The following is a 17,663-nucleotide window of genomic DNA, read 5'->3' as shown; positions in this document are numbered from 1 at the left end:
CCCTCCCGGTCTGCCGGGCCAAGGGTTATGGCAGCGGCGGGCTTTGCGGCGGGGCAGCATCGGGCAAGGGCGGCGGCACCGGCTTTTGCCGCAACAGCCAGCCCGCTGACCCGGTCGGGCCATACCATTCTTCGTTGCGGGTCGAATACATCGTCGCGCCCAGAGCAAGGAACGCCAGACTGGCCCCCGCCAGCAGCGCGTAATCGGTCGATTGCAAGATCAGATACAGCACCGCATAAAGCACCCCCAGCATCAGCCCCAGCACCGCCGCCCGCCGCCCAAGCCGCAACCCGAATACCCCGAAGGCGGTCAGCAACAGCGTGGTCGCCCCCGCCGACAGCGCATAGGCCGGACCAAAGCCGATCTGTTCGGCATAGGCCAGCATCAGCAGGATAAAGATCGCCTGCGCCAACCCGATCAGGATGTATTGCACCGGATGCAACGGCGTTTCCCGCCGCCCCTCGATCAGGAATACCGTCAGAAAGGTCAGCGCCACGGTCAACAGCCCGTATTTGCTGGCCCGCCACGCCTTTTGATAAAAATCGTTCGGCTGATAAAAGGAAAAGCCGAAACTGGTGTCGGAACTGGCCTGCCGCAGCATGTCCGAGGCGCTGGACGCGGGCATCCGGCTGGCCTGCGCCAGATTGCGCGCCAGATGCGGGATCATCCATTCCGCGACAAAGCCGGTGTCGGTGATGTCGTGGGTGTTGGGCAAAAAGGCCCCGTCAAAGCTTGGATGCGGCCAGTCAGACCGCATTTCGACCTTGGTCGTGCGCCCCACCGGCGCAATCCGCAGGCTGTCCGCGCCGTTCAGGTCCAGTCGCAGCGCATAGCGGTCGTGCCCGCGCGGATCGTTGAGGGCCACGCTCAGGCCGGGTTCGTCGTCATTGCGCGGCTCAAGCCCGAAGTCGGTGTTCCCGGCCTTCAGACTGGCCGCACCGCGCAGCGCACGGTTGCTTTGCAACCGCGCCACCAACTGCGCCCCGGCCCAGTCCACCTTTTCGGCGCCAACCAACAGCTTTTCGGCCTGTGACAGCGGAAAATCGAACTCCATCTCGACCGTGGCCTGATAGACCGGCACGTCAAAGATGCCGCGATGGCGCAGTTCGGTGCGGGTGGACAGCCGCGCCGTGAATTGGCCGGGCAACAGCACCACCGGATCGCGCGCGGTGGAAACGGTGACTTCGTAGCTTTCCTGCACCGGCAAGCCGCTGGCCTCGTGCACCATCACCCGCCCGGTGGCCGGGTCGATCACGTCGCGTTTGCGCTGTTCGACGACATCTTCGGTGACCGGCAGCACCAGCATCGGCCCCGCTATCACCTGTTTGCCGCCCCATTCCTCGCCGACCTGGTCCAGCACATCGGTGTGGTAAGTGCGGCGGCTGCTGACCACGTCAGACACCATCAGCAGCGGGATCAGCATCAACAGACCCAACACAGCCACGACCAGAAACCGGACCCCCGCAGATCGCAACATCGCCGCCCTCCCGATTTGGGATACACTACCCCATCAGGCCGGATCGACAACCGCAGCGGCGGCTCGCCGGGGGCGGCGATCAGGCCAGCCTGCGCAGATAGGTCCAGGTCGCCACATGCGCGCCACGCGCCACCGACCAAGCCTCGGCATCGCCCAGATAGGCAAAGCCGTTGTGGCTCAGCACCCGGGCCGAGCCGGGATTGTCCTGAAACACCTCGGCAAAAAGCGTGCGCGCCTTGTGCGGGTTTGCCGCGACCAGCGCCGCCACCGCCTCGGAGGCAAAGCCGGTGTTCCAGAAGCCGGGGCCGACCCAGAAGCCGACCTCGGATTGCCCGTCCTCAAGACGGGTCAGCGACACCACACCCAGCACTTCGGCCAGAGCATGGGCCGAGCCATCCAGAACCCAGACATCCTCAACGCGATGCTCGGACATGGCGCGGGCGACATAGGCCTCGGTTGCGCCGGGGGGCAGCGGATGCGGAATCGACCGGGTGCCGCAGGCCAGCCGTTTGTCCGCAGTATACATCGCAATCAGGCCGGCATCGGATTTGCGCAGGGGGCGCAGCACGAACCGTTCGGCCGTGATGACGGGCTGGGTAGAGATGGGTTCCTGAAACATGCATCCTCCTGACTGCTCTTGCGGGCGGCGTCTGCCCGCTATCACCCCAATGCGGCAGCCCCATGACGGAGCCGCACCCGAGCCCCCTCCTACGGGCCGCGGAAACGGAAAGGGGGACCGGCTTGCCAGCCGATCCCCCTTGTGTCTTGCCGGGTTCTGGCGGGCTTACTCGGCCGCCTCCGCAACCGGAAGCACCGAAATGAAGGTGCGGCCCTTGAGCCCCTTCTTGAAGGTGACGCGGCCTTCGGTGACGGCGTAGATCGTGTGGTCACGGCCCATGCCGACGCCGACGCCCGGCCACCACTGGGTGCCGCGCTGGCGCACGATAATGCAGCCCGGCGCCGCGGCCTGACCACCGAACAGTTTCACGCCAAGGCGACGACCGGCCGAGTCGCGGCCGTTGCGGGACGAGCCGCCTGCTTTCTTGTGTGCCATGGGGGATTACTCCTGAGCTTCAGCGGCTTTTTTCGAAGCGCGCTTCGGTTTCGCGGGGGCCTCGGCAGCGACCGGGGCTGCGCCATGCGCGGCGCGACGGGCAAGGGCGGTGCCCACGGCTTCCTTCACGCCCGAGGCTTCGGCGCCCGAGGCCAGAACCTCGGTCACGCGCAGCAACGTCAGTTGCTGACGGTGGCCACGGGTCCGCTGCGAGGAGTGTTTCCGGCGGCGTTTGTGGAAGGTGATGACCTTGTCGGCCTTGATCGTGTCGATCACTTCGGCCTGAACCGCGGCACCGGCCACAAAGGGCGCGCCCACGGTCAGCGTATCGCCGCCGACCATAAGAATGTCGTTGAACTGGACTTTGTCGCCAGCAGTCGCCGCAAGCAGTTCCACGCGCAGCACATCGCCCGCCTGAACCTTGTATTGCTTGCCGCCCGTCTTGAGGACCGCGAACATGGTCTTTCCTTCATCATCAGCCGCGTCCTGTGGCCCCTTGCGGAGTTATTGGGGGATGCCCCGCCTCGGACAGCGCGCCCCGGTCGGGGCGAGTTTCAAAAAAGAGTGACCGGCGGAAAGCGAACCTTCCACCGGATCGCGTTCATATCGGGGAACCGGGCACCAGAGTCAAGCCTGTTGGTTACGCCTGTTGCTCAGGGTTCGTGCCGGGCCAGATCGGCGCGCGCATCGCGGATGATCACCCAAACCGCCTGCAAAAACAGCCCTGCCATCGCCAGCGCACCACAAGGTCGGGCCAGGCACTGCCCGTCACCGCCACCAGTGCCGCGGCCACAACCACGATCACATTGCCGATGGCATCGTTGCGCGAAAACAGCCCGACCGCGCGGATGTTGGCATCGCCCGTCTGATGTGGCATCAACACCAGCGCCGACGCAAGGTTGACCACCAACCCGCCCAGCGCAAAGCCGCCCATCAGCCCCGCCTCGGTCGGCAAATGATGAAACGCCTGCCGCGCGCTGTCGCCCAGCGCACAAAGCCCAAGGCACAGCAGGAAAATTCCCTGCACCAGCGCCGATGCCGCGCGCGCGCAAACCCCAGCCAATCGCGATGACGGCGAGTAGCGTGATCAGCCCGTCGCCGATGAGATCCAGCGCACGGGCATGGGCGACCGAACGGCGAGCCGGGGCCGAAACCCGTTTGATGCGATAGCCTGCGGCAGGTACCGCCGCCTCCATCCCCGGCAATCGGGCATCGTCGGGGGCAAGCGGCAGGGTCAGGATCGACGAGGCAATGGAGACGCGAAAGCCCGCGATCCCCGCCCCGCGCACGGCCCTTTCCACCTTGGCCGCGCAAGAGGTGCAGTCCATCCCGAACCCGGTATTTCATAGTCTGGCTCATGGCGTGCCCTCGATCCCGCCCCGGAAAACCGCGTTTGCGCATCAGGCGCAAGTCCCCGTCACGCGCCCCAGCGCCTCAGCGCGACTTCGGCATCCAGCCGGGTGTCGGGCGAGCCCGCCCCGATCGCGCCGGGCGTGGCCGAAAACCGCGGCGCGGGGGCGGGCTGGGTCAGGCCCTCGTGCTGCACAAAGCCGCCGCGGGCGATGGTGTGGGGGTGATGCGGGGCCTCGGCCAGAGCCAGCACCGGGGCGGCGCAGGCATCGGTGCCCTCCAGCACCGCGGCCCAGTCATCGCGGCTGCGCGTGGCTATGACTGCGGCAAGGCGCGCACGAGCTTCGGGCCAGCGGGCGCGGTCGTGCTGGCCAGGCATGCTGGCCGGGTCGATGCCGAGGCGGGCCAGCAACTCGGCCCAGAATTTCGGCTCAATCGCGCCGACTGCCAGATGTCCGCCGCAGGCGCAGCGGTAGGTGGCGTAAAAGGGCGCCGCGCCATCCAGCAGGTTGGCCCCGCGCCGGTCGGCCCAGGCCCCCTGCGCGGCCATGCCATGGATCATCGCCGCCAGATGCGCGGTGCCGTCGCAGATCGCGGCATCGACGACCTGCCCCTGCCCTGTCGCGCGGGCATGCAGCAGCGCTGCCAGCATCCCGACCGCCAGATACATCGCACCGCCGCCGAAATCGCCCAGCAGGTTCAGCGGGACCGCGGGCGCCCCGGGCGTGCCGATGGCATGCAGCACGCCGCTGATGGCGATATAGGTGATGTCGTGGCCCGCCGACTGCGCCAGCGGCCCCGACTGGCCCCAACCCGTCATGCGGCCATAGACCAGAGCCGGGTGATCGGGAAAATCGTCGGGGCCCAGCCCCAGCCGCTCCATCGAGCCGGGGCGCATCCCCTCGATCAGCACCTCGGCGCGACCGATCAGACGGCGCGCGATGGCGCGGCCCTCAGGCGATTTCAGATCAAGTTCCAACACGTCGCGGCCGCGGTCAAGCACGTCACGGGCCAGCCCCAGAACATGGGTCTGGCCGGGGCGGGCGATGCGGATCACATCGGCGCCCATGTCAGCCAGAAGCATGGCGGCAAACGGGGTGGGACCAAGCCCCGAGATTTCGACGATGCGCAGGCCTGCAAGCGGGCCTTTGGGGGCGTTGGTCATGGCGGCTCCGGTCGGAACCGGGGGTTTTCCACCCCCGGACCCCCGGAGGATATTTGCTTCAACGGGAAGGAGGAAGCCGGTTTTCGCGCCTCAAGAGGCGGCCTTGTCTTCCAGCATCAGCCATTCCTCCTCGGCGCGGGCGAGCGCGTCCTGCCGCTCCATCAGCGCCTCGGAAGCTTTCTGGAACTTGACCGGTTCGCGCGTGAACAGCGCGGGGTCCGACAGCAGGTCGGACAGCTTGCCGATCTCGGCCTCCAGCCGTTCGATGATGCCGGGCAGCGCGTCCAGCCGGTGACGCTCGGTGAAGCTGAGACCGCCGCGGCGCTCGGAGCGGGCGGCGGGCCTGGCCTCGGGGCGGGGGTCTGATTTGGCGGCGGGTCTGACCTCGGCCGCCGCGCCAGCCTTTTGCGCCTGATAATCGGTCCAGCCGCCCGCATAGACGGTGGCGCGGCCGTCGCCCTCCATCGCGATGGTGGTGGTGGCCACGCGGTCGATGAAATCGCGGTCGTGGCTGACCAGCAGGACCGTCCCGTCATACTCGCCCAAGAGGTCTTGCAGCAGGTCGAGCGTTTCAACGTCAAGATCGTTGGTCGGCTCGTCGAGGATCAAGAGGTTCGAGGGTTTGGCCATGATCCGTGCCAAGAGAAGCCGCGCACGTTCCCCCCCGGAAAGCGAACCGATCGGCGCGCGGGCCTGTGCCTCGTCGAACAGGAAATCCTTGAGGTAGGCCACCACATGCTTCGGCGCGCCGCGCACCATCACCTGATCGGACCTGCCCGAGACCCGCATGTCGGGGTCGTTCACCATCCCATCCCACAGGCTCATGGTCAGATCGAGCGTGGCGCGGGCCTGATCGAACACCGCCACCTCAAGGTTGGTGCCCAGACTGACCGTGCCCGCATCGGGGGCGATCTCGCCGGTCAGCATTTTCAGCAGCGTGGTCTTGCCCACGCCATTGGGGCCGACAAAGGCCACCCGGTCGCCGCGCAGCACCCGCAGGTCGAAATCCTTGACGATGACTTTGTCGCCGAAGGTCTTGGTCAACCCCCGCGCCTCGATCACCCGCTTGCCCGAGGTCTGGCCCGAGTCGAGCTCCATCGCCGCAAGACCCTGACGGCGGATCATCGACGACCGTTCGGCGCGCAGCGCGGCCAAGGCCCGGACCCGGCCCTGATTGCGCTTGCGCCTGGCCGAGATGCCCTCAACCGCCCATCGCGCCTCGGCCTTGATCTTGCGGTCGAGCTTGTGGCGCGCCTCGTCCTCTTCGGCCCAGACGGTTTCGCGCCAATCCTCGAAGGCCTCAAAGCCCTTTTCCTGCCGCCGCACCTGCCCGCGGTCGATCCAGAGCGTGGCGCGCGTCAGCGCCCGCAGAAAGGCGCGGTCGTGGCTGATCAGCACAAAGGCGGTGCGGGTGTCGCGCAACTGCGACTCTAGCCAGCCGATCGCCTTGATGTCGAGATGGTTCGTCGGTTCATCCAGCAGCATCAATTCGGGCGCCTCAGCCAGCAGCTTGGCGAGCGCCGCGCGGCGCCGCTCGCCGCCCGAGGCGGTGGCAACCGGGGTATCGGGGCGAAACTTCAGCCCCTCGGCCACCATTTCCACCCGGTAGGCATCGCCCTCGCTCAACGCCGAAGCGGCAAAATCACCCAAGGTGGCGAAGGCCGACAGGTCAGGCTCCTGCTCCATGTAGCCCACCTGCACACCGGGCGGGACGATGCGGGTGCCCGCATCGGGCTCCACCAGCCCCGCCATCACTTTCATCAGCGTGGATTTGCCCGACCCGTTGCGCCCCACCAGCGCCACCCGGTCACCGGGTTGCACCACGAGGTCGAGCCCGTCGAACACGGGGTTGCCGCCGAAGGTCAGCGAGATCGAAGAAAGTTGCAGAAGGGGTGCGCGTGCCATGCTTGCGAGGTAGAGAAGCCGCACGCCCCCGTCAACGGGCGCAATCACCTTTCATCTTGGTGCAAATATCCCCGCCGGAGGCTCCCACGGGGGTCGGAGATCGCTCCGCGGGGGATATTTGCACCAAGATGAAAGGGCGCCTCCTAGCCCGCCACCTCGCGCAGCGCGCGGACGCGGGCGGGCGGGATCGCGCGAATCTCCAGCCCGGTAAAGACGTGCAGGGTGTTCAACTGTCGGTCCACCACGGCATGATCGCTGACCCAGCCGCCCATCATCAGATAGCTGCGCAACAGCGGCGGCATTCCGGCCATCGCGCGGCGCGGGTCGGGTTTGAACAGGCCAAGGCTTTGGGCAAAACGGAACACATCGGGCGCCTTGACGCGGGGCAGCCAGCGTTTCGGAGCAAGGTGGCGGTCCTTCAGCACGGCGAAGGCATCCAGATAGGCCTCGGCCTCGGTGCCCATGAAAGACGAGCAGCCAAACAGCATCTCGATACCTTCCTCATCCACGAAGCGGGTCATCGCGCCCCAGGCCACGCGGAGGATATCGGGGTCGTGTGCATCGGGATGCAGGCAGAAGCGGCCCATTTCCACCATCTTGCCGGGATAACCCTGCAGCCCCGACAACTCGTAATATTGCGCCGAGTAGCTGCGCCCGATCTCGGCCCCGCCGGACAGCGGCAACAGCCGGAAGCAGCAGACCAGCCGACCGCTGCGCACCTCTTCCACCAGCACATGGCGGCAGAGCGGGTCGAAACCGTCGGCATCTTCGCCCGCATCCTGCCCGGCCAGCCCGCGCGCCGCGACGAAGGCCAGCCAGCGCAGGCGTTGCGCGCGCCGCACATCTTCGGGCGTTTCGGCAAACCGCGCCGCATAGCGGCCTTTCAGCAATGACAGCATTGCGTACTCCTGCACCTGGCCCGAGAGGAAGGCTCCGCTATATCGAAGCATGGCCGAGCATAGCGCGAGGCTATGACAAGACTGCAACGATGAAAACGGAGCTGCCCATGCGACAAAAGATTTTCCGCACCGAGGCCGAATGGCGCACCCGGCTGGACCCGCTGGCCTTTGCCGTGACCCGTCAGGGCGCAACGGAACGGCCCTGGAGCCACGAGGGCTTTGCCTCCGGCCCCGGCACGTTCCGCTGCATCTGCTGCGGCGCGCCGCTGTTCGAGAAGGGACACAAGTTCGACTCGGGCTGCGGCTGGCCCTCGTTCACCGCGCCGCTGGAGGCCGGGGCAGTCGAGGAACGCGCCGACCTGAGCCACGGAATGCGCCGGACCGAGGTGCGCTGCGCTGCATGTGAGGCGCATCTGGGCCATGTCTTTGAGGATGGCCCGGCGCCAACCGGGCTGCGCTATTGCATCAACGGCGTGGCGCTGGAGTTCGAGCCCGAGCAAGGCTGACCGGGCGCGATCTAGTCGACCAATTGGCCTGCGGTCACACGGCCGATGCTGCCCAGAAGTTGCCGGACCAGACCGACGCCCTTGATCGAGGTATCGGTCACACGGCGCGACAGCACGACGACCTGCCCCTTTTCCAGCCCGAAGCGTTCGACATTCTCGACCACGCCGGTTTCGCCAAAGCTGACGGCGACAACCTGCCGGTCGATCTCGACCGGGGGGCGGGCGCCGTAATATTCCCAGCGGCTGCCGACGTAATACCAGGCCGAGCCTTCCAGCAGACCGGCCGACGAGGGGCGCCCGATCAACTGGGGCAAATCTTCGCGCACGGTCTTGCCGACCTCGACCATGGCAAGGTCTTCGTCGGTGGGCACATAGCCGTGGTTGCGATAGACTGACGAACAGGCGCTGCCCAACGTCAGACCGGCCAGCGCAAGAACCAGCGCGCTGCGCCGCGTCACGGAACCGATGCTCACCCCGAAACCCCCTCTTGCCTTGCGGCCCCTGGCCTTTTATCCCGATTACAACAGACAGGCCCGGCCCTCAAGGACGCAAGTTGGCGAAATCCGCACGCCTTGGCCCGCTTGGCGCACCGCCCCGACCGCAAGGATCCCGCCATGACCGATACCCTGCCCTTCACCCATCCGTTCCGCGTGGCCGAACTGGCAGGGCGCAAGCCGACGCGGTTTCGCATTGCGCCCGACGCCGAGGCGCGGGCGCACATCGCCGAATGGCTGGGCATCGTCACGCTGCCCGAGGCGAGCCTTGCGGGCACACTGACGCCCAAGGGTCGTAGCGACTGGGTGCTGGAGGCCGATCTGGGCGCCGAGGTCGTGCAGGAGTGCATCATCACGCTGGCCCCGGTCACGACGCGCATCACCGAACGGGTCGAGCGGCGCTATCTGGCCGAAATGCCGGAGCCTGCGGGCGACGAAGTGGAAATCCCCGAAGATGTCAGCATCGAACCGCTGGGCCAGGTGATCGACCCCGGCGCGGTTCTGCTGGAGGCGCTGGAACTGGCGCTGCCGCTTTACCCTCGCGCACCCGGTGCCGAACTGGGCGAGATCGCCGTGGCCGCGCCGGGCGCCGAGCCGCTGACCGATGTCGCGCGGCGCCCCTTTGCGGGCCTGGCCGACCTGCTGGGGACCAAACGTGACGACGAGGGCGGCGCCGAGCGGTGAAGCGCAACGTCCAACCGCCGCATAGCCCCAACAAAGGGGCTTGCGCCGCGGCAGAATCGCAGTATGTTCCCGGCCTCGTTCACAAGTAGGGTTCACACCCGGTCCGGTCCGCGGCGCCAGTGCTGAAACCCCAGGAAAATCAGGGCCCGAGGCCCACAAAACCCGAGGTTTGAAATGGCCGTTCCGCAGAACCGAGTCACCCGGTCCCGTCGCAACATGCGCCGCGCGCATGACGCTCTTGTTGCTGGCAACCCCAATGAATGCCCCAATTGCGGCGAACTGAAGCGCCCGCACCACGTTTGCGGCGCCTGCGGTCACTATGACGACCGCGAAGTGGTGGCCAAGGCCGCCGAAGTCGATCTGGACGACGACGCGGCCTGACCGGCATCCGGCAGCAGGGCCAGATCATGACCGCACAGGAATACATCTCTGCCGCACCGACACAGGCCCGGCCTGCCGGTGTTGTCATTTCGGTTGACGCCATGGGCGGCGACCGCGGCCCTGCGGCCGTCATGGCCGGGGTGGCCATCGCGGCGAAAAAGCATCCCGGCATCGGGTTCATCGTGCATGGGTCCGAACTGGATCTGAAGCGGTTGGTGGAGCGGTATCGCCTGCAAGGCCGGGTCGAGATTCGACCGACCACGGGCGTTGTCACGATGGATGACAAACCCAGCCAGGTGATGCGCAATGGCGCTGGCACCTCGATGTGGTCGGCGATCGAGGCCGTTCGTGCGGGCGAGGCCACGGTGGCTGTATCTTGTGGCAATACCGGCGCGCTGATGGCCCTGTCGATGATCCGTCTGCGCAAGCTGCCGGGTGTGAACCGCCCGGCGATTGCCTGTTTCTGGCCCTCGCGCAACCCCGCCGGATTCAACGTGATGCTGGACGTGGGCGCCGATGTCAAAGCCGATGCCCCCGATCTTGTGCAATACGCGCTGATGGGCGCCTCGTATGCCCGCAACGGGCTGGGGTTGACCCGCCCGCGCGTGGGCCTGCTGAACGTGGGCACCGAAGAAAACAAGGGCCGGGCCGAACTGAAGCTCGCGCATGAGATGATCGCACAGGCGACCGAGGCCGGGTCGTTCGACTATGTCGGCTTTGTCGAAGGCTCTGACCTGCCTTCGGACCGGGTCGATGTGATCGTGACCGACGGCTTTACCGGCAATATCGCGCTGAAAACCGGCGAAGGCACGGCAAAACTGATTGGCGATTTCATGCGGCAAGAATTTTCCGCAGGGATATTCTCACGGTTGGCTGCGGCTTTCTCGGTGCGGGCGCTGAACCGCCTGAAAAAGCGCATGGACCCGCGCCGCGTAAACGGCGGCGTGTTCCTTGGGCTGAACGGCACCGTGGTCAAGTCGCATGGTTCGTCGGACGGCACCGGGGTGGCGGCGGCGCTGGGTCTGGCGGTGCAGTTGGCCCAGTCGGGCTTCAGGGACCGGCTGGCGGCGCGGGTGGCCGCCTCGCTTCAGGGCATGGCAGAAACCGTGCAGGATGTGACTGCAGGCGGTGCGCATTCATGACACTTCGGGCCGTGGTGCGCGGCGTTGGTCATTTCCTGCCAACGCGTGTCGTGGAAAATGCCGAGTTTGAGGCCAGCCTCGACACCAGCGACGAATGGATTCGCTCACGCAGCGGAATCGAACGGCGACATTTCGCCGCCGAGGGTGAGACCACCTCTGACCTGGCCATTCACGCGGCAAAGGCTGCGCTGACTGACGCCGGGATGGAGCCCGAGGCACTGGACGCGATCATCGTTGCCACCTCTACCCCGGATTACACCTTCCCCTCGGTCGGAACGATGGTGCAGGCGGGCATCGGGGCCGACCGCGCCTTTGCCTATGACGTGCAGGCGGTCTGCGCGGGCTTTGTCTTTGCGTTGGCCAATGCCAATGCGCTGATCCTGTCGGGGCAGGCCGAACGGGTGATGGTGGTGGGTGCCGAAACCTTCAGTCGCATCATGGACTGGACCGACCGCGGGACCTGTGTGCTGTTTGGCGACGGTGCGGGTGCCCTGATCCTTGAGGCGGCGCGCGGCACCGGCACCAATGCCGACCGCGGCATACTGTCCACCGATCTGAACAGCGACGGGCGCCAACGCGACATTCTTTATGTCGATGGCGGTGTCTCGACCACCGGCACCGCCGGGAAATTGCGGATGCAAGGCAATGCCGTATTCCGTCAAGCCGTTGAAAAACTGACGGAAACCGCCCACAAGGCGCTGGACAAGGTGGGCTTTTCCGGTGGCGATGTGGATTGGCTGGTGCCGCATCAGGCCAACCTGCGGATCATCAGCGCCACGGCTGCGCGGATGCAGGTGCCGATGGATCACGTCGTGCTGACGGTGCAGGACCATGGCAATACCTCGGCCGCCTCGATCCCGCTGGCACTGTCGGTGGGCAAGGCCCGCGGGCAGATCAAACCCGGCGATCTGATCGTGACCGAGGCGATCGGCGGCGGCCTGACCTGGGGCGCGGTGGTGCTGCGCTGGTAGGCGTGCTGCGACCTGATCCTTGCGTTGCAAGCCATTGATATTGACTCGGGATTTCAAAGCGCCCATCCTGCGGAAAATGACCGGGGGACGATGATGAGCGAAAAGACCCTGACCCGTATGGACCTGAGCGAAGCCGTCTTCCGCGAGGTGGGGTTGTCGCGCAATGAATCTGCGCAGCTGGTGGAATCGGTGCTGGGCCATATCTCTGATGCGCTGGTGCGCGGTGAGACGGTCAAGATATCATCCTTCGGCACGTTCTCGGTGCGCGAAAAGTCCTCTCGCATGGGGCGCAATCCGAAAACCGGCGAGGAGGTGCCGATCTCGCCGCGCCGGGTGCTGTCGTTCCGCCCCTCGCATCTGATGAAGGATCGCGTGGCCGCGGGCAACAAAGGCTGATCCGCCGATGTCCAAATCGGCCGACGCCTTCCGCACGATCAGCGAAGTGGCCGAGATTCTGGCAACCCCGGCTCATGTGCTGCGGTTCTGGGAAAGCAAGTTTCCGCAGGTGAAGCCGGTCAAGCGGGCGGGCGGGCGACGCTACTATCGCCCTGCCGACGTGGTTTTGTTGCAGGCAATCAAGCAGTTGCTGCACGATCAGGGCATGACCATTCGCGGCGTGCAAAAGATCCTGCGCGAACAGGGTGCGCGGAAATTGCTGGAGATTTCGGGGCTTGGCCTGCTGGCCGAGACCGAGGCCGCCGCCCCCGATCCAGCCCCGGCCCCCGTCGCCCCCGACCCGGCACCTCAGCGGGTGATCCGCCGCCGCCTGCCTCCGCCCGAAACGCAGCAACCAACGCTTGACCTGTTCGCCGCCCCGCCCGATGACGCCGAGGCGCCGATGGCGCTGGATGTCGTCCCCGAGCCCGAGGCCGAGGCCGCCGTCGTGGCCCTCCCGCGGGCACCGGCCCCAGCACCCTCGATTCATGTGCGGCTGATCACGGGCGGGCGGTTAGCCACCGCGCAGCGGCCCGCGGCGCGCGCACTGCGGGCGCGCGGGCAGGCGCTGCGGGCGCGGCTTGCCAGCGCCGATCCCACCCGGCAGGGCTAAGCTGCGGGCGCCGTGCAAGAAGGGCGAAAAAGATGCGTTTTGTCGCTTGCCCCCGGCCCCGCAATCGCTCTATATGCCCCTCGTCGGGCCGTGGCGCAGCCTGGTTAGCGCGTCCGTCTGGGGGGCGGAAGGCCGCGAGTTCGAATCTCGCCGGCCCGACCAAAACCGAAACGCCCACCTCCTCGCGGGGGTGGGCGTTCGCTTATCCGGAGCTTGCCCGATGACCACCGGCGTTATTCCCGACCACATGATCCGGGCGATGATTGCCGCGGGTGCAATTGCCGCCGATCTGCCGGTGACTGCCGAGCAGGTGCAGCCCGCCAGCCTCGATCTGCGGCTTGGACATGTGGCCTACCGGGTGCGCGCGTCGTTTCTGGCAGGCAAGGGACGCCGCGTCGAAAGCCGCCTTGCAGAATTCGAGATGCACCGGATGGACCTGTCCGACGGCGCCGTGCTGGAAAAGGGCTGCGTCTATCTGGTGCCGCTGATGGAACGCCTTGCCCTGCCCGCAGGCGTGACGGCGGTGGCCAATGCCAAAAGCTCGACCGGGCGGTTAGACTTGCTGACCCGTGTCATCACCGATGGCGGCGCCGAATTCGACCGTATTCCCGAAGGGTACGACGGCCCGCTTTACGCTGAAATCTGCCCTCGGTCGTTTTCGGTGCTGGTGCGGCCGGGGATGCGGCTGAACCAGATCCGGTTCCGGCAGGGCCATGCGGTGCTGACCGACGCCGAACTGATGCGCCTGCACAGCGAGGAACCACTGGTGGACGGGCTGGCAGTGATCGACGGTGGCCTTGGCTTTTCGGTCGATCTTTGCCCCGAGGCGGGCGATCTGGTCGGCTACCGCGCCAAGCCGCATACCGGCGTGATCGACCTCGACCGGATCGCGCATTACCCGTCGTCGGAGTTCTGGGAAGAGTTGCACACCCGCGACGGCCGCATCATCCTTGACCCCGGCGCCTTCTACATCCTCGTCAGCCGCGAGGCGGTGACGATCCCGCCCGATCATGCCGCCGAAATGGCGCCCTATCTGGCGATGGTGGGCGAATTCCGGGTGCATTACGCGGGCTTTTTTGACCCCGGCTTTGGCCATGGCGCGGCGGGCGGCGCCGGCTCGCGCGGGGTGCTGGAGGTGCGCTGCCACGAGGCACCCTTTGTGCTGGAACATGCGCAGGTGGTGGGGCGGCTGGTCTATGAACGCATGGCCGCCGCGCCCGAGCGGCTTTACGGCGCGGGGATTGCCTCGAATTATCAGGGCCAGGGCCTGAAACTGGCCAAGCATTTCCGCGCCGGGTGATCCGGCCTCAGCGCCCGATGCGGCGGGTGATGCGGGCGGCCTGACGGGCGCGCTTGACCGCCTCGCGCGCGGTGCGGGCGGCCTGGCGTTCGGCGGGGGTCATCTGGTCGCGGCCCTTGCCCTTGCCTGCGGCCATGTCGATGCCCTTGTTGATACCGGCATTCATCGCCCGCCGCCCGAACACCCGGAACAGTTGCGAAAACAGTTTGCCCAAGTCCATTGCTGCCCTCAATCCTCGAAAAGCTCGGTTTGTCCGGGCGCATCCTCGCCCTCTTCGTCGGCCCCGGCAAGCCCCCCCGGCAAGGGGCGGCTGTCCAGCAGACCCGCCGCGCGCAGGTCTTTCAGGCCGGGCAGATCGCGCGCGCTTTCCAGCCCGAAATGATCCAGGAACGCCTGCGTGACCACATAGGTCACCGGGCGACCCGGCGTCATCCGGCGGCGGCCAAAGCGGACCCACTCCAGCTCCAGCAACTTGTCGATGGTGCCGCGCGACAGCGCCACACCGCGAATCTCCTCGATCTCGGCGCGGGTCACCGGCTGGTGATAGGCCACGATCGCCAGCGTCTCGATCGCGGCGCGCGACAGTTTGCGCTGCTCGACCGTTTCCTTTTGCATCAAAAAGCCCAGATCGGGCGCGGTGCGGAAGGCCCAGGCATCGCCCACCCTGACCAGCCGCACCCCCCGCCCCTCATAGCGGCGGCGCAGATAGGCCAGCGCCTCGGCGGGGTCGCAGCCATGCGGCATCCGCTCGGCCAGTTGGGCCACCGTCACCGGCTCGGCGCTGGCAAACAGAATGGCCTCGACCATGCGTTCCTGTTCGGCAATCGGCGGGGCTTCGAACAGCGACTTTTCGGCGGTCATCCGTCTCTCCGGCGCAGAGCGATGGGGGCGAAGGTTTCCGACTGGCGCAATTCGATCTGGCCCTGTTTGGCCAGTTCCAGGGCCGCCGCAAAGGTAGCGGCGGTGGCCGAGCGGCGCCGCGCCGGATCGGCGCACCAGCCCTCGGGCAGAAAGCTGGCGATATCAGACCAGTCGCCGGCAAAGCCGATCAGGTCGCGCAACCGCTCCAGCGCCTGTTCCATCGTGTAGACGTTCACGCGATCAAAGGCATAGGGGCGAAATTCGTCACGGGTGCGGATGCGGGCATAGGCCTGCATCAGATCCAGCAGCGAGGCGGTCCACGTCACGCGGCGCACCCGCATCACCTCTTCCGACACGCCGCGGGCAAAGATGTCGCGCCCCAGCCGGTCGCGCGCCATCAGCCGCGCGGCAGCCTCGCGCATGGCCTGAAGCCGCTCCAGTTGAAACGCCAGATGCGCGGCCATGTCCTCGGCCGAGGGTCCGGCCTCGGTCGGATCGGGCGGCAGCAGCAGCCGCGATTTCAGAAACGCCAGCCAGGCCGCCATCACCAGATAATCGGCTGCAAGTTCGATTCTCAGCGCTTTGGCCTGTTCGACAAAGCGCAAATACTGCTCGGCCAGTTGCAAAACTGAAATTCGGCGCAGATCGACCTTCTGGCTGCGCGACAGCGTCAGCAGCAGGTCAAGCGGGCCTTCAAACCCGTCCACATCGACGATCAGCGCCTCGGCCTGAAGCCGGTCTGATACGCTCGCAGCCTCGAACAGGTCAGGCTCGGCCATCGCCGCCCCCGGCTAGAAGGGCGGTCAATTCTGCCGTCAGCGCGCATTCGTCGGCCGGTTCAGGGGCGTGGCGGCAGGCCAGCGCCGCGGTGGCGCGGGCCTCGGCTGCGGGGGACAGACGGCCCGCGGCGGCCACCACCGCCGCCATCTCGGGCATCTCGCCGTTGCAATGCAGCACCAGATCGCAGCCCGCCGCGATCGCCGCCGCCGCGCGGGTGCCCACCGGCCCTGCCAGCGCCTGCATCGAGATATCGTCGGTCATCAGCAGCCCCTGAAAGCCGATCACATCGCGGATCAACCCGATCATCCGGGCCGAGGCGGTGGCGGGCGCATCGTCAAAGGCCGGAAAGCGGATATGGGCGGTCATGCCCAGCGGCAGATCGGCCAACGCCGCAAAGGCGGCAAAGTCGGTGGCGCTCAGATCCTCGGGCGTGGCGGTGACGGTGGGCAGGTGCAGGTGGCTGTCGGCCTCGGCCCGGCCATGGCCGGGGATATGCTTGACCACCGGCAGCACGCCCCCCGCCAGCAGCCCCTCGGCCAGCGCGCGGGCATTGCGCGCGACCTCGGCGGCGGTTTCCCCAAGGCAGCGGTTGCGCAGAAACGGGTGGGTGCGGGGGCCTGCGATATCGGCGCAGGGCGCGCAGTTGGCGTCGATGCCCACGGCGCGCAATTCGGCCGCCATCAGGCGCGCACGCAGCCACAGGCTGCGCGGAGCCGCGGCTCCGGCGCGGGCGACCTGATCGAGCGGCGGCAGCCAGTCGCGCCAGTGTGGCGGGCGCAGACGCGCGACCCGCCCGCCCTCCTGATCAATCAGGATCGGCGCCGCGCGGCCCACCCCTGCGCGCAGATCGCCGGTCAGACGCCGCAACTGATCGGGCGTCTCGACGTTGCGGGCAAAGAGGATGAACCCCCAAGGATCAGCCGCGCGGAAAAACGCGGTCTCATCGGGGGTCAGCACCGCACCGGCACAGCCGAGGATCGTGGCCCCTGCGGCCATCACCGCGCCTGCGCGGGGATGCAGCTTTGCTGTTCGGCAAGCAGCGCCGCGCAAAAGCCGCGGGCGTCAGAGACATCGGCAAAGCCCTCGACCCGCAGCCGATAGAAGGTGCGACCGCCCGCAACCGCCTGCTGAATCACACGGCGCTTGCCCGCCATCAGCCCGCCAAACCGCCCCGCCACACGGTCCCATTCCGCCTTGGCGGTGGCAGGATCGTCGAAGGCGCCCAGTTGCACCAGCCTTGTGCCGGGCGCCAGGCTGTCGGGGTCAAGGTCCAGCGCGCCCGGCGCGACACTGGCAGTGGAGGCAGAGGCAGAGGCCTGCGCCACGATGCGCGGGGCCGCAGGTTTGACCGCCGGGCGCGGCGAGCGCGCGACGCCCGGCACGCTGGCCGGGATCACGCCTGCGGCAGGGGCCGCTGGCGTTTCCGGCGCGGCCGCTGCCGGAGCGAGCGTCGCGACAAGCGGTTCCTCGTCAGCTTCGGGCGCGGGCTCGGGGTCTTCGGCCATGGCCTCGGCCAGCGCCAGCGCGGTTGCTTCGGCCTGACGGGCCGCGGTGGCGGCGGCGCGGGTGGCGGCATCGGGCACCGGCAGCGCGGCGGGGCGCGGTTGCAGATCAAGGGGCGCGGGCGCCACGGCTTCGGGCGCGGG

Annotated in this window: 22 protein-coding genes and 1 tRNA gene; 9 read left to right on the top strand and 14 right to left on the bottom strand. The window is 67.3% G+C overall.

The window, feature by feature from the left end:
• Positions 1-25: 25 nt before the first annotated feature.
• The 8 genes from creD to C5F46_RS03785 form a co-directional block, all read right to left on the bottom strand.
• Complete coding sequence (creD, locus tag C5F46_RS03820; protein WP_107324038.1) at positions 26-1,477, bottom strand: cell envelope integrity protein CreD; 1,452 nt, start codon at positions 1,475-1,477, stop codon at positions 26-28.
• Positions 1,478-1,556: 79 nt separating this feature from the next.
• On the bottom strand, positions 1,557-2,096 hold the full coding sequence (locus C5F46_RS03815; protein ID WP_107324037.1) for a GNAT family N-acetyltransferase: 540 nt from the start codon (positions 2,094-2,096) through the stop codon (positions 1,557-1,559).
• Between the two features lie 165 nt (positions 2,097-2,261).
• Positions 2,262-2,531, bottom strand: coding sequence for a 50S ribosomal protein L27 (rpmA, locus tag C5F46_RS03810; protein ID WP_107324036.1), 270 nt, complete (start codon positions 2,529-2,531; stop codon positions 2,262-2,264).
• Positions 2,532-2,537: 6 nt separating this feature from the next.
• Positions 2,538-2,990, bottom strand: a complete 453-nt coding sequence (gene rplU / locus C5F46_RS03805) for a 50S ribosomal protein L21 (protein WP_107324035.1) — start codon at positions 2,988-2,990, stop codon at positions 2,538-2,540.
• 238 nt (positions 2,991-3,228) lie between these two features.
• Positions 3,229-3,558, bottom strand: a complete 330-nt coding sequence (locus C5F46_RS17040) for a cation transporter (protein WP_235820075.1) — start codon at positions 3,556-3,558, stop codon at positions 3,229-3,231.
• A 390-nt stretch (positions 3,559-3,948) separates the two neighbouring features.
• Positions 3,949-5,046 (bottom strand): CaiB/BaiF CoA transferase family protein, encoded by a 1,098-nt coding sequence (locus C5F46_RS03795; RefSeq protein WP_107324034.1) that lies wholly within the window; start codon positions 5,044-5,046, stop codon positions 3,949-3,951.
• A gap of 90 nt (positions 5,047-5,136) precedes the next feature.
• Positions 5,137-6,951: an ABC-F family ATP-binding cassette domain-containing protein gene (locus tag C5F46_RS03790; RefSeq protein ID WP_107324033.1), complete on the bottom strand. Its 1,815-nt coding sequence runs from the start codon at positions 6,949-6,951 to the stop codon at positions 5,137-5,139.
• A 143-nt stretch (positions 6,952-7,094) separates the two neighbouring features.
• Positions 7,095-7,850: a GNAT family N-acetyltransferase gene (locus tag C5F46_RS03785; RefSeq protein WP_107324032.1), complete on the bottom strand. Its 756-nt coding sequence runs from the start codon at positions 7,848-7,850 to the stop codon at positions 7,095-7,097.
• Positions 7,851-7,957: 107 nt separating this feature from the next.
• On the opposite strand from C5F46_RS03785, the gene msrB reads away from it, so the two are divergent.
• Entirely contained in the window at positions 7,958-8,356 is a 399-nt protein-coding gene (gene msrB, locus C5F46_RS03780) for a peptide-methionine (R)-S-oxide reductase MsrB (RefSeq protein ID WP_107324115.1), read from the top strand.
• Between the two features lie 11 nt (positions 8,357-8,367).
• On the opposite strand, the gene C5F46_RS03775 is transcribed toward msrB, so the two are convergent.
• On the bottom strand, positions 8,368-8,829 hold the full coding sequence (locus C5F46_RS03775) for an outer membrane protein assembly factor BamE (protein WP_328588552.1): 462 nt from the start codon (positions 8,827-8,829) through the stop codon (positions 8,368-8,370).
• Between the two features lie 141 nt (positions 8,830-8,970).
• Here C5F46_RS03775 and C5F46_RS03770 point away from each other — a divergent pair, with 141 nt between their 5' ends.
• The 8 genes from C5F46_RS03770 to C5F46_RS03735 all read left to right on the top strand — a co-directional run bounded on the left by C5F46_RS03770 (position 8,971) and on the right by C5F46_RS03735 (position 14,376).
• A complete protein-coding gene (locus tag C5F46_RS03770; RefSeq protein ID WP_107324113.1) occupies positions 8,971-9,534 on the top strand; it encodes a YceD family protein in 564 nt (187 codons plus the stop codon).
• 174 nt (positions 9,535-9,708) lie between these two features.
• Positions 9,709-9,915 (top strand): 50S ribosomal protein L32, encoded by a 207-nt coding sequence (gene rpmF, locus C5F46_RS03765; RefSeq protein ID WP_107324031.1) that lies wholly within the window; start codon positions 9,709-9,711, stop codon positions 9,913-9,915.
• Positions 9,916-9,941: 26 nt separating this feature from the next.
• Positions 9,942-11,057, top strand: a complete 1,116-nt coding sequence (plsX, locus tag C5F46_RS03760; RefSeq protein WP_107324030.1) for a phosphate acyltransferase PlsX — start codon at positions 9,942-9,944, stop codon at positions 11,055-11,057.
• Positions 11,054-12,028: a beta-ketoacyl-ACP synthase III gene (locus C5F46_RS03755; protein WP_107324029.1), complete on the top strand. Its 975-nt coding sequence runs from the start codon at positions 11,054-11,056 to the stop codon at positions 12,026-12,028. The genes plsX and C5F46_RS03755 overlap by 4 nt, the downstream gene beginning before the upstream one ends.
• A gap of 93 nt (positions 12,029-12,121) precedes the next feature.
• Positions 12,122-12,424, top strand: coding sequence for an integration host factor subunit alpha (gene ihfA / locus C5F46_RS03750; protein WP_107324112.1), 303 nt, complete (start codon positions 12,122-12,124; stop codon positions 12,422-12,424).
• A gap of 7 nt (positions 12,425-12,431) precedes the next feature.
• Positions 12,432-13,076, top strand: coding sequence for a MerR family transcriptional regulator (locus tag C5F46_RS03745; RefSeq protein ID WP_107324028.1), 645 nt, complete (start codon positions 12,432-12,434; stop codon positions 13,074-13,076).
• A gap of 84 nt (positions 13,077-13,160) precedes the next feature.
• Positions 13,161-13,238 (top strand) — tRNA-Pro (locus C5F46_RS03740).
• Positions 13,239-13,296: 58 nt separating this feature from the next.
• Complete coding sequence (locus C5F46_RS03735; protein ID WP_107324027.1) at positions 13,297-14,376, top strand: 2'-deoxycytidine 5'-triphosphate deaminase; 1,080 nt, start codon at positions 13,297-13,299, stop codon at positions 14,374-14,376.
• Positions 14,377-14,383: 7 nt separating this feature from the next.
• Here C5F46_RS03735 and C5F46_RS03730 read toward each other — a convergent pair whose 3' ends face one another.
• From C5F46_RS03730 to C5F46_RS03710, 5 genes are all read right to left on the bottom strand, one after another.
• Positions 14,384-14,596: a hypothetical protein gene (locus C5F46_RS03730; RefSeq protein WP_107324026.1), complete on the bottom strand. Its 213-nt coding sequence runs from the start codon at positions 14,594-14,596 to the stop codon at positions 14,384-14,386.
• An 8-nt stretch (positions 14,597-14,604) separates the two neighbouring features.
• Positions 14,605-15,237 (bottom strand): SMC-Scp complex subunit ScpB, encoded by a 633-nt coding sequence (gene scpB, locus C5F46_RS03725; protein ID WP_107324025.1) that lies wholly within the window; start codon positions 15,235-15,237, stop codon positions 14,605-14,607.
• Positions 15,234-16,016 (bottom strand): segregation and condensation protein A, encoded by a 783-nt coding sequence (locus C5F46_RS03720; protein WP_107324024.1) that lies wholly within the window; start codon positions 16,014-16,016, stop codon positions 15,234-15,236. The genes scpB and C5F46_RS03720 overlap by 4 nt, the downstream gene beginning before the upstream one ends.
• The gene (locus C5F46_RS03715) at positions 16,003-17,016 is read right to left on the bottom strand and encodes a glycoside hydrolase family 3 protein (protein WP_168796829.1); all 1,014 of its coding nucleotides are present in this window, start codon (positions 17,014-17,016) and stop codon (positions 16,003-16,005) included. The genes C5F46_RS03720 and C5F46_RS03715 overlap by 14 nt, the downstream gene beginning before the upstream one ends.
• On the bottom strand, positions 17,013-17,663 hold a 651-nt coding region (locus C5F46_RS03710), incomplete at its 5' end, for an SPOR domain-containing protein (protein ID WP_146160213.1). The genes C5F46_RS03715 and C5F46_RS03710, both read right to left, overlap by 4 nt.

Origin of the sequence: Phaeovulum veldkampii DSM 11550, from assembly GCF_003034995.1 — a bacterium.
In the GTDB taxonomy this organism is placed as follows: Bacteria; Pseudomonadota; Alphaproteobacteria; order Rhodobacterales; family Rhodobacteraceae; genus Phaeovulum; species Phaeovulum veldkampii.
The sequence above is the reverse complement of the archived record's forward strand: the minus strand, read 5'-3'. Positions and strand labels throughout refer to the sequence as shown.

What these genes read in the sequence shown, in the direction of transcription:
- creD (WP_107324038.1), bottom strand. Translation starts at nt 1,477, where the DNA reads ATGTTGCGATCTGCGGGGGTCCGGTTTCTGGTCGTGGCTGTGTTGGGT.
- C5F46_RS03815 (WP_107324037.1), bottom strand. Translation starts at nt 2,096, where the DNA reads ATGTTTCAGGAACCCATCTCTACCCAGCCCGTCATCACGGCCGAACGG.
- rpmA (WP_107324036.1), bottom strand. Translation starts at nt 2,531, where the DNA reads ATGGCACACAAGAAAGCAGGCGGCTCGTCCCGCAACGGCCGCGACTCG.
- rplU (WP_107324035.1), bottom strand. Translation starts at nt 2,990, where the DNA reads ATGTTCGCGGTCCTCAAGACGGGCGGCAAGCAATACAAGGTTCAGGCG.
- C5F46_RS03795 (WP_107324034.1), bottom strand. Translation starts at nt 5,046, where the DNA reads ATGACCAACGCCCCCAAAGGCCCGCTTGCAGGCCTGCGCATCGTCGAA.
- C5F46_RS03790 (WP_107324033.1), bottom strand. Translation starts at nt 6,951, where the DNA reads ATGGCACGCGCACCCCTTCTGCAACTTTCTTCGATCTCGCTGACCTTC.
- C5F46_RS03785 (WP_107324032.1), bottom strand. Translation starts at nt 7,850, where the DNA reads ATGCTGTCATTGCTGAAAGGCCGCTATGCGGCGCGGTTTGCCGAAACG.
- msrB (WP_107324115.1), top strand. Translation starts at nt 7,958, where the DNA reads ATGCGACAAAAGATTTTCCGCACCGAGGCCGAATGGCGCACCCGGCTG.
- C5F46_RS03770 (WP_107324113.1), top strand. Translation starts at nt 8,971, where the DNA reads ATGACCGATACCCTGCCCTTCACCCATCCGTTCCGCGTGGCCGAACTG.
- rpmF (WP_107324031.1), top strand. Translation starts at nt 9,709, where the DNA reads ATGGCCGTTCCGCAGAACCGAGTCACCCGGTCCCGTCGCAACATGCGC.
- plsX (WP_107324030.1), top strand. Translation starts at nt 9,942, where the DNA reads ATGACCGCACAGGAATACATCTCTGCCGCACCGACACAGGCCCGGCCT.
- C5F46_RS03755 (WP_107324029.1), top strand. Translation starts at nt 11,054, where the DNA reads ATGACACTTCGGGCCGTGGTGCGCGGCGTTGGTCATTTCCTGCCAACG.
- ihfA (WP_107324112.1), top strand. Translation starts at nt 12,122, where the DNA reads ATGAGCGAAAAGACCCTGACCCGTATGGACCTGAGCGAAGCCGTCTTC.
- C5F46_RS03745 (WP_107324028.1), top strand. Translation starts at nt 12,432, where the DNA reads ATGTCCAAATCGGCCGACGCCTTCCGCACGATCAGCGAAGTGGCCGAG.
- C5F46_RS03735 (WP_107324027.1), top strand. Translation starts at nt 13,297, where the DNA reads ATGACCACCGGCGTTATTCCCGACCACATGATCCGGGCGATGATTGCC.
- C5F46_RS03730 (WP_107324026.1), bottom strand. Translation starts at nt 14,596, where the DNA reads ATGGACTTGGGCAAACTGTTTTCGCAACTGTTCCGGGTGTTCGGGCGG.
- scpB (WP_107324025.1), bottom strand. Translation starts at nt 15,237, where the DNA reads ATGACCGCCGAAAAGTCGCTGTTCGAAGCCCCGCCGATTGCCGAACAG.
- C5F46_RS03720 (WP_107324024.1), bottom strand. Translation starts at nt 16,016, where the DNA reads ATGGCCGAGCCTGACCTGTTCGAGGCTGCGAGCGTATCAGACCGGCTT.